Source organism: Serratia montpellierensis, from assembly GCF_020858655.1.
In the GTDB taxonomy this organism is placed as follows: Bacteria; Pseudomonadota; Gammaproteobacteria; order Enterobacterales; family Enterobacteriaceae; genus Serratia; species Serratia montpellierensis.
In genome coordinates, this window is sequence record NZ_VOSN01000011.1 from 89,549 (window position 1) to 97,626 (window position 8,078).

General features: G+C 63.3%; 9 protein-coding genes. All 9 read left to right on the top strand.

The window, feature by feature from the left end; translation table 11 throughout:
- Nucleotides 1-14 precede the first annotated feature (14 nt).
- Nucleotides 15-1,520 carry a mannitol dehydrogenase family protein gene (locus FUU19_RS11725; protein ID WP_230490583.1) on the top strand — a complete coding sequence of 502 codons (1,506 nt, stop codon included), beginning with the start codon at nucleotides 15-17 and terminating at the stop codon, nucleotides 1,518-1,520.
- Nucleotides 1,501-2,832 (top strand): MFS transporter, encoded by a 1,332-nt coding sequence (locus FUU19_RS11730; RefSeq protein ID WP_141967266.1) that lies wholly within the window; start codon nucleotides 1,501-1,503, stop codon nucleotides 2,830-2,832. The genes FUU19_RS11725 and FUU19_RS11730 overlap by 20 nt, the downstream gene beginning before the upstream one ends.
- A gap of 98 nt (nucleotides 2,833-2,930) precedes the next feature.
- Complete coding sequence (locus FUU19_RS11735) at nucleotides 2,931-3,617, top strand: GntR family transcriptional regulator (RefSeq protein WP_025303872.1); 687 nt, start codon at nucleotides 2,931-2,933, stop codon at nucleotides 3,615-3,617.
- Nucleotides 3,618-3,823: 206 nt separating this feature from the next.
- Nucleotides 3,824-4,873, top strand: a complete 1,050-nt coding sequence (gene fbaB, locus FUU19_RS11740) for a class I fructose-bisphosphate aldolase (RefSeq protein WP_043137996.1) — start codon at nucleotides 3,824-3,826, stop codon at nucleotides 4,871-4,873.
- A gap of 235 nt (nucleotides 4,874-5,108) precedes the next feature.
- The gene (gene srlA, locus FUU19_RS11745) at nucleotides 5,109-5,657 is read left to right on the top strand and encodes a PTS glucitol/sorbitol transporter subunit IIC (protein WP_004941528.1); all 549 of its coding nucleotides are present in this window, start codon (nucleotides 5,109-5,111) and stop codon (nucleotides 5,655-5,657) included.
- 15 nt (nucleotides 5,658-5,672) lie between these two features.
- Nucleotides 5,673-6,653 (top strand): PTS glucitol/sorbitol transporter subunit IIB, encoded by a 981-nt coding sequence (srlE, locus tag FUU19_RS11750; protein ID WP_025303875.1) that lies wholly within the window; start codon nucleotides 5,673-5,675, stop codon nucleotides 6,651-6,653.
- A gap of 22 nt (nucleotides 6,654-6,675) precedes the next feature.
- Nucleotides 6,676-7,038 carry a PTS glucitol/sorbitol transporter subunit IIA gene (srlB, locus tag FUU19_RS11755; protein ID WP_004941520.1) on the top strand — a complete coding sequence of 121 codons (363 nt, stop codon included), beginning with the start codon at nucleotides 6,676-6,678 and terminating at the stop codon, nucleotides 7,036-7,038.
- Nucleotides 7,039-7,048: 10 nt separating this feature from the next.
- Entirely contained in the window at nucleotides 7,049-7,828 is a 780-nt protein-coding gene (srlD, locus tag FUU19_RS11760) for a sorbitol-6-phosphate dehydrogenase (RefSeq protein ID WP_230490582.1), read from the top strand.
- 46 nt (nucleotides 7,829-7,874) lie between these two features.
- Nucleotides 7,875-8,078, top strand: a 204-nt coding sequence (locus FUU19_RS11765; RefSeq protein ID WP_304622315.1) for a transcriptional regulator GutM, incomplete at its 3' end; no start/stop codon positions are given.

The window sequence follows — 8,078 nt, forward strand, 5'->3', positions numbered from 1 at the left end:
CAGGGACATTGAACATGAGACTTTCCGACCACAGCGGGCTGCCGGCCGCCGTTATCCGGCCCGGCTACGCACGTGAGCGCGTGAAACCGCGCATGGTGCATATCGGCTTCGGCGCGTTTCACCGCGCGCACCAGGCGATGTACGCCGACAGGCTGGCCAGCGAGCACGGCAGCGACTGGGGCTACTGCGAAATCAGCATGCAGCACGGCCGGCAAAAGATCGCCGATCTACGGCAACAGGACCTGCTGTTCTCGGTGGCGGAGATGGACGACGACGGCTGGCGGGGCCGGATCATCGGCGTGGTGCGCCAGGCGCTGCACCTGCAAACCGACGGGCTGGCGGCGGTGCTGGCGGCCCTGACGCAGCCTGAGCTCGCCATCGTCTCGCTGACCATCAGCGAAAAGGGCTATTGCCACCACCCCGCCAGCGGCCGGCTGATGGCGGAACACCCGGCGATCGCGCATGATATCGCCCACCCCGCACAGCCACAGTCGGCGCCGGGGCTGCTGCTGGCGGCGCTGCGCCTGCGCCGTGAACGCGGGCTGCCGCCCTTCGCCGTGATGTCCTGCGATAACATGCCGGCCAACGGCCGGGTCACGCGCCAGGTGCTGCTCGACCTGGCGCAGCGGCAGGATCCGACGCTGGCCGACTGGGTGCGTCAAGAGGTCGCCTTCCCTTCCACCATGGTGGATCGCATTGTGCCGGCAGTAACGCCGGAGACCCGCCGGCAGTTGCACGCCTGGCTGGGCGGCGTCGAGGATGAGGTCGGCGTGGCCTGCGAGCCGTTCAGCCAGTGGGTCATTGAGGACTGCTTTCCCCAGGGGCGACCGGCCTGGGAAAAGGTCGGCGCCGAGCTGGTGAGCGACGTGCTGCCGTATGAGGAGATGAAGCTGCGCATGCTGAACGGCAGCCATTCGTTCCTCGCCTACCTCGGCTATCTGGCCGGTTATCAGCACGTCGGCGACTGTATGCAGGATGCGGATTTTGTCCACGCCGCCCGTCACCTGATGCTGGCGGAACAGGCGCCGACCCTGCAGGTGCCGAACGTCGATTTGGCGCAGTATGCCGACTCGCTGCTGCAGCGTTACCGCAACCGCGCGCTGAAGCACCGCACCGCGCAGATCGCCATGGACGGCACGCAGAAGCTGCCCCAGCGGCTGCTGGACGCGATCCGCTGGCATCTGGCGCGCGGCAGCCGCTTCGACTGCCTGGCGCTGGGCGTCGCCGGCTGGATGCGCTACGTCGGCGGCCGCGATGAGCAAGGCGCGCCGATCAACATCAGCGATCCGCTGCGCGAGCGCCTCGCCGCGTTGGTCGCCGGCAGCGAGGAAGGCCGGCCCCGCGTCCTGGCGCTGCTGCAGCTCGACAGCGTCTTCGGCCAGGATCTGCCCGACTCGCCTGACTTCGTCCGCGCCGTCAGCCACGCTTATCATCAACTGCTGAGCCTGGGGGCCAAAGCCGCCGTCGCCGCTCTGCCGCTTACCGACCGGGAGGTTTCCGATGACCGTCACCACGCATAACGCCGTCAATACCGGCAATCAACCGCTGCTGCGGCGCGTCGCCAGCGCTTCGGCCATCGGCACCGCCGCCGAATATTATGATTTCTTCGCTTACGGCACCGCCGCGGTGCTGTTCTTCGGCCAGCTGTTTTTCCCCAGCGCCGATCCGCTGATCAGCACGCTGGCGGCCTTCGCCACCTACGCGGTCGGTTTCCTGGCGCGCCCGCTGGGCGGCATCGTGTTCGGCCACATCGGCGACAAGGTCGGCCGCAAGAAGGCACTGGTGATCACCATCCTGATCGTCGGCCTCGGCACCTTCTGCATCGGCCTGCTGCCCACCTATGAGCAGATCGGCATCTGGGCGCCGCTCGCGCTGATCTTTATCCGCGTGCTGCAGGGCTTCGGCGTCGGCGGCGAACAGGCCGGCGCGGTGCTGATGACCGCCGAATACGCACCGGCGCCGCGGCGCGGTTTCTACGCCAGTTGGGTACAGATCGGCGCGCCCGCCGGTTTCCTGCTGCCATCGGGGCTGTTCGCGCTGCTGACCGCCGTGCTGTCGCCGGCGCAGATGCTGGACTGGGGCTGGCGCATTCCGTTCCTGCTCAGCCTGCTGCTGGTGATCGTCGGGCTGTTTATTCGCCTGAAGATCGACGAGTCGCCGGTGTTTACCCAGATCCGCGCCACCAAGGCGGTGGAGAGCCGGCCAGTGGTGGAAGTAGCCCGCCGCTACCCCGGCCTTATCGGCAAAGGGGTGTGCGCCAAGCTGATTGAAGCCTGCGCCTTCGCCATGTTCACGGTGATCGTGCTGGCCTATGGCAAGGCCAACCACCTCAACGAAAGCATTCTGCTGGAGGCGATGATCGTGGCGGTGCTGCTGGAAATTTTCGCCATTCCGCTGATGGGCCGCCTCTCCGATCGGCTGGGGCGCAAACCGGTGTACATCGCCGGCGCGCTGCTGCAGGTGGTGTGCATCGTGCCGTTCTTTATGGCGATCAACCTCGATAGTTTCTGGGTGACGCAGATCGCCATGATCGTGGTGCTGACCTTCGGCCACAGCATGTGCTACGCGCCGCAGGCCTCCTACTTCCCGGAGCTGTTCCCCACCCGCGTGCGCTGCAGCGGCATCGCGCTGATCTGGCAGATAGGCTCGCTGATCGGCAGCGGCATTCTGGGGCTGCTGGCGGTGAAGATCCTGCAGGTGACCGGCGGCCACTACTACGGGCTGGCGGGTTACATGATGGTGCTGGGCGTGGTGTCGGCCATCGGCCTGAGCCTGATGCCGGAAACCGCGCCGGGGCGGCGCAAGCAGGAATATCAGGATTGGCATCACTGAGTTACCCTACCCGGCGGGTGGATTTATCCCCCCGCCCTCAACCAATAATCTGCTAGTATGGTGGCATTCGAACTCCAGCCAGATGCCTGATTGTCGCCATGTCTGAAACGTACAGTCTCACCAACAATGTCCCGGTCAACCAGCAGATCTATCGCTTCCTGCGCAAGGATATCGTCGACTGCACCATCCCCCCCGGCACCCTGTTGTCCGAGAAAGAGATTTCCACCCGCTTTTGCGTTTCGCGCCAGCCGGTGCGCGAAGCCTTTATCAAGCTGGCGGAGGCCGGCCTGGTGCAGATCCTGCCGCAGCGCGGCACCTTCGTGATGAAAATCTCCGCCAAGCGCGTGGCCGACGGGCGCTTTATTCGTCAGGCAGTGGAATGCGCCATCGTGCGCCGTGCGGCCGAGCGCGCCACCCCGGCGCAGCTGATGACGCTGGAGCATAACCTGCACCGCCAGGCGCTGGCGGCGCAGAATGGGCAGACGCGCGAGTTTCTGGCGCTGGACGATGAATTCCACCAGCTGCTGACCCAGTTCGCCGACTGCCCGCTGGCATGGGAGACCATCGAAACCATCAAGGCCACCATGGATCGGGTGCGTTTCCTCAGCCTGAGCGAAGTCTCGCCGCCGGAGAGCCTGATCAAGCAGCACTACCGCATCTACGAGGCGCTGAAAGCGCGCGATGCCGAGGCGGCGGAGCGCGCCATCCACGATCACCTGCAGGAGATGATCTACTCTATCACCCCGATCGCCCTGCAGAACACCGAGTGGTTCGAGATCGAATAATCAATCGCTTAGCGCGCCGGGGGCGATCGTCCCCGCGTATTTGGCCTCGCAAATGGCATTTCCTCTCAATCGCATCTATTGTTTGTCCTTGCCGGATCAAGTTCGGTAGTATCGCTTTACAGCTTCAATCACCGCTTTTTTACTTCGCCGGTGGTCAAAAACCCTTGCATTGCCGGTGTATGAAGAAGCTTAATCGGGAGTGAATCATGACTGATATTGTGCAGTTGCTAGGAAAGGAAGCGGAAGATCTGCTGCAACACCGCTGTACCACTATCCCCGCCGAGAATCTCTACCTGCCGGGCGCCGACTTCGTCGACCGCGTAATGATCGATAACAACCGTCCCAACAGCGTGCTGCGTTCGATGCAAACCCTGTTCAACCACGGCCGCCTGGCCGGCACCGGCTACCTGTCGATCCTGCCGGTCGATCAGGGCATCGAGCACTCCGCCGCCGCCTCGTTCGCCGCCAACCCGCTGTATTTCGATCCGAAGAACATCGTCGAGCTGGCGATTGAAGCCGGCTGTAACTGCGTCGCCTCCACTTACGGCGTGCTGGCGTCGGTATCGCGCCGCTACGCGCACAAGATCCCGTTCCTGGTCAAACTCAACCACAACGAAACGCTGAGCTACCCGACCCAGTACGACCAGACCCTGTACGCCAGCGTCGAGCAGGCATTCAACATGGGCGCGGTGGCGGTCGGCGCCACCATTTACTTCGGCTCCGAGCAGTCGCGCCGCCAGATCGAAGAGATCTCGATCGCCTTCGAGCGCGCGCATGAGCTGGGCATGGTCACCGTGTTGTGGGCCTATCTGCGTAACCCGGCGTTCACCAAGGACGGCGTGGACTACCACTCCAGCGCCGATCTGACCGGCCAGGCTAACCACATCGCCGCCACCATCGGCGCCGACATCGTCAAACAGAAAATGGCGGAAAACAACGGCGGCTACCGTGCGGTGAAATTCGGCTATACCGACGATCGCGTCTACAACAAACTGACCACCGATCACCCTATCGATCTGGTGCGCTACCAGCTGGCCAACTGCTACATGGGCCGCGCTGGACTGATCAACTCCGGCGGCGCCGCCGGTGAGAACGACCTGCAGGAATCGGTGCGCACCGCGGTGATCAACAAACGCGCCGGCGGCATGGGCCTGATCCTGGGGCGCAAGGCGTTCAAGAAATCGATGAAAGACGGCGTGGCGCTGATCAACGCCGTGCAAGACGCCTACCTGGACAAGAAGGTCACTATCGCCTGATGTGACGGACCGTCTGTCCCAAAGCCCGGCTCGCCGGGCTTTTTTGTGCCCGCTTTCTCCCCCTCCTGCCACAGAACTTCTCTTTCTTTCACTTTAAACTTTCAAAATAAAATATTTATCTTTCAAATTGTGATCTATTTAAAACAAATAACCCAACAAAGTGACTACTGTAAGGCCCATGGCGACAGAGCCGCCGTTCGCTCCAGGCCATATCAGTCCATTACAGGAGAACATAATGATTGAGCTAATCACCCACGGCGCCGAGTGGTTTATCGGCCTGTTTCAGAAAGGCGGTGAAGTGTTTGTCGGCATGGTGACCGGCATTTTACCTTTGTTGATCAGCCTGTTGGTAATCATGAACGCGCTGATCAAATTTGTTGGCCAGGAACGTATCGAACGATTGGCGCAGCGCTGCGCGGGCAACCCCGTCTCGCGTTATCTGCTGCTGCCGCTGATCGGCACCTTTGTCTTCTGCAACCCGATGACCCTCAGCCTGGGGCGCTTCATGCCGGAGAAATACAAGCCGAGCTACTACGCGGCGGCCTCCTACAGCTGCCACTCGATGAACGGCCTGTTCCCACACATCAACCCCGGCGAGCTGTTCGTTTACCTCGGCATCGCCAGCGGCCTGACCACCCTCGGCCTGCCGCTCGGCCCGCTGGCGGTGAGCTATTTCCTGGTGGGGCTGTTCACCAACTTCTTCCGCGGCTGGGTCACCGATCTGACCACCAGCCTGTTCGAACGCAAGATGGGCATCCGTCTGGATCGCCAGGTGCAACTTTAATTCGTGGAGTGCAGCATGAGTGCTTATATCCGTATTGAAAAAGGCGCCAGCGGCTGGGGTGGCCCCCTGGAGCTGCCGATAGAGCCCGGCAAGAAAGTGGTGTACATCACCGCCGGCACCCGGCCTTCGATCGTCGATCGCCTCAGCGAATTGACCGGCTGGCCGGCCGTCGACGGTTTCAAAGAGGGCGAGCCGCCGGCAGAAGAGATCGGCGTGGCGGTGATCGACTGCGGCGGCACCCTGCGCTGCGGCCTGTATCCGAAACGCCGCATTCCGACAGTCAACATCCACGCCACCGGCCAGTCCGGCCCGCTGGCGCAGTTTATCCTCGAAGACATCTATGTCTCCGGCGTGCGTGACCACAACATCAGCCGAATCGAAGCGGCAGATAGCCAACCCGCCGCCGCCGTTGCCGCGCCGCCCAAGGCGCGCGACTACGACACCAGCAAGAAGATCACCGAGCAAAGCGACGGGCTGCTGGCGAAGGTCGGCATGGGCATGGGATCGGTGGTGGCGGTGTTCTTCCAGGCCGGGCGCGACACCATCGACACCGTGCTGAAGACCATCCTGCCGTTTATGGCGTTCGTCTCGGCCTTGATCGGCATCATCATGGCCTCCGGCCTCGGGGACTTTATCGCTCACGGCCTGACGCCGCTGGCCAACAGCCCGATCGGCCTGGTGACGCTGGCGCTGATCTGCTCATTCCCGCTGCTGTCGCCGTTCCTCGGCCCCGGCGCGGTCATCGCCCAGGTGATCGGCGTACTGGTCGGGGTGCAGATCGGCCTCGGCCATATTCCGCCGCAGCTGGCGCTGCCCGCGCTGTTCGCCATCAACGCGCAGGCCGCCTGCGACTTCATTCCGGTCGGCCTGTCGCTGGCGGAAGCCAAGCAGGACACCGTGCGGGTCGGCGTGCCCTCGGTGCTGGTCGGCCGCTTCCTGACCGGCGCGCCGACGGTGTTGATCGCCTGGGCCGCCTCGGCCTTTATTTATCAATAATTTGATTCCCAGGGAGACGTTTATGCACACCATTTTTCATACCACCATCACGCAGATCGGCGGCTGCGCCCGCGACGCGTTGCTGGACAACATGCTGATCACCTTCCGTGAAGGCGCGCCGGCGGATATCGAAGAGTTCTGTTTCATCCACCGCCACGGCGCGACCGCCGGTGAGCTGCAGGTCGGCGGCGTGATGGAACTGGCGCAGCAGCGCTACGCCATCACCGCCGTCGGCAGCGTTGCCACGCAGAATCTGCGCGAGCTGGGCCACATCACCGTGCGCTTCGACGGCGAAGCCGAAGCCGAATTCCCCGGCTCGATCCACGTATCCGGCCCGACGCCGACCGATATCCCGTTGGGCAGCACGCTGTCATTTATCGCATAAGGAGTAGACCATGTCTGAAGTAGCTGTAGTGATTGGCGGCGGCCAAACGTTAGGCGCCTTTTTGTCCCACGGGCTGGCGCAGGCCGGTTATCGGGTGGCGGTGGCCGATCTGAACGCCGATAACGCCAATCTGGTGGCACAGCAGATCAACGAAGCGTTTGGCGCAGGCAGCGCCTGCGGTTTTCAGGCCGATGCCACCGACGAACAGAGCGTGATCGCGCTGGCGACGGCGGTTGACCGGGCATTCGGCCAGACCAACCTGCTGGTGTACAGCGCCGGCATCGCCAAGGCGGCGCCGATCACCGATTTCCCGCTGGGCGACTTCGATCGCTCGCTGCAGGTGAACCTGGTGGGTTATTTCCTCTGCGCCCGCGAATTCTCGCGCCTGATGATCCGTGACGGCATCGCCGGGCGCATCATTCAGATCAATTCCAAGTCCGGCAAGGTCGGCAGCAAGCACAACTCCGGCTACAGCGCCGCCAAGTTCGGCGGCGTGGGGCTGACGCAGTCGCTGGCGCTCGATCTGGCGGAGTACGGCATTACCGTGCATTCACTGATGCTTGGCAACCTTCTGAAGTCGCCGATGTTCCAGTCGCTGCTGCCGCAGTACGCGCAAAAACTGGGCATCGCGCCGGAACAGGTGGAGCAGTACTACATCGACAAGGTGCCGCTGAAACGCGGCTGCGACTACCAGGACGTGCTGAACACCCTGCTGTTCTACGCCAGCGACAAGGCCTCTTACTGCACCGGCCAGTCGATCAACATCACCGGCGGCCAGGTGATGTTCTGACGCCATCGACGCCCCCTTCCGCCGAAGGGGGCCTAAGGAGAATCCCATGACTCAAGCTCTGATCGCCTTCGCGCTGCTGGCCTGGCTGCTGCAAATCGCCTTCGGCTGGTGGCAACTGCAGCGCTTCAATCGCGCCTTCGACGGCCTGTGCCAACTGGGCGCCGTCGGCGTCGGCCGTTCCGGCGGCCGTTTCCGCCCGCGGGTGGTGCTGGCGCTGGCCTTCGATGCCGATCGGCGGGTGTGCGGCAGC

Excerpts from the sequence above, each read along its gene's own strand:
- FUU19_RS11730 (WP_141967266.1), top strand. The coding sequence starts at position 1,501 with ATGACCGTCACCACGCATAACGCCGTCAATACCGGCAATCAACCGCTG.
- srlA (WP_004941528.1), top strand. The coding sequence starts at position 5,109 with ATGATTGAGCTAATCACCCACGGCGCCGAGTGGTTTATCGGCCTGTTT.
- FUU19_RS11725 (WP_230490583.1), top strand. The coding sequence starts at position 15 with ATGAGACTTTCCGACCACAGCGGGCTGCCGGCCGCCGTTATCCGGCCC.
- srlD (WP_230490582.1), top strand. The coding sequence starts at position 7,049 with ATGTCTGAAGTAGCTGTAGTGATTGGCGGCGGCCAAACGTTAGGCGCC.
- FUU19_RS11735 (WP_025303872.1), top strand. The coding sequence starts at position 2,931 with ATGTCTGAAACGTACAGTCTCACCAACAATGTCCCGGTCAACCAGCAG.
- srlB (WP_004941520.1), top strand. The coding sequence starts at position 6,676 with ATGCACACCATTTTTCATACCACCATCACGCAGATCGGCGGCTGCGCC.
- fbaB (WP_043137996.1), top strand. The coding sequence starts at position 3,824 with ATGACTGATATTGTGCAGTTGCTAGGAAAGGAAGCGGAAGATCTGCTG.
- srlE (WP_025303875.1), top strand. The coding sequence starts at position 5,673 with ATGAGTGCTTATATCCGTATTGAAAAAGGCGCCAGCGGCTGGGGTGGC.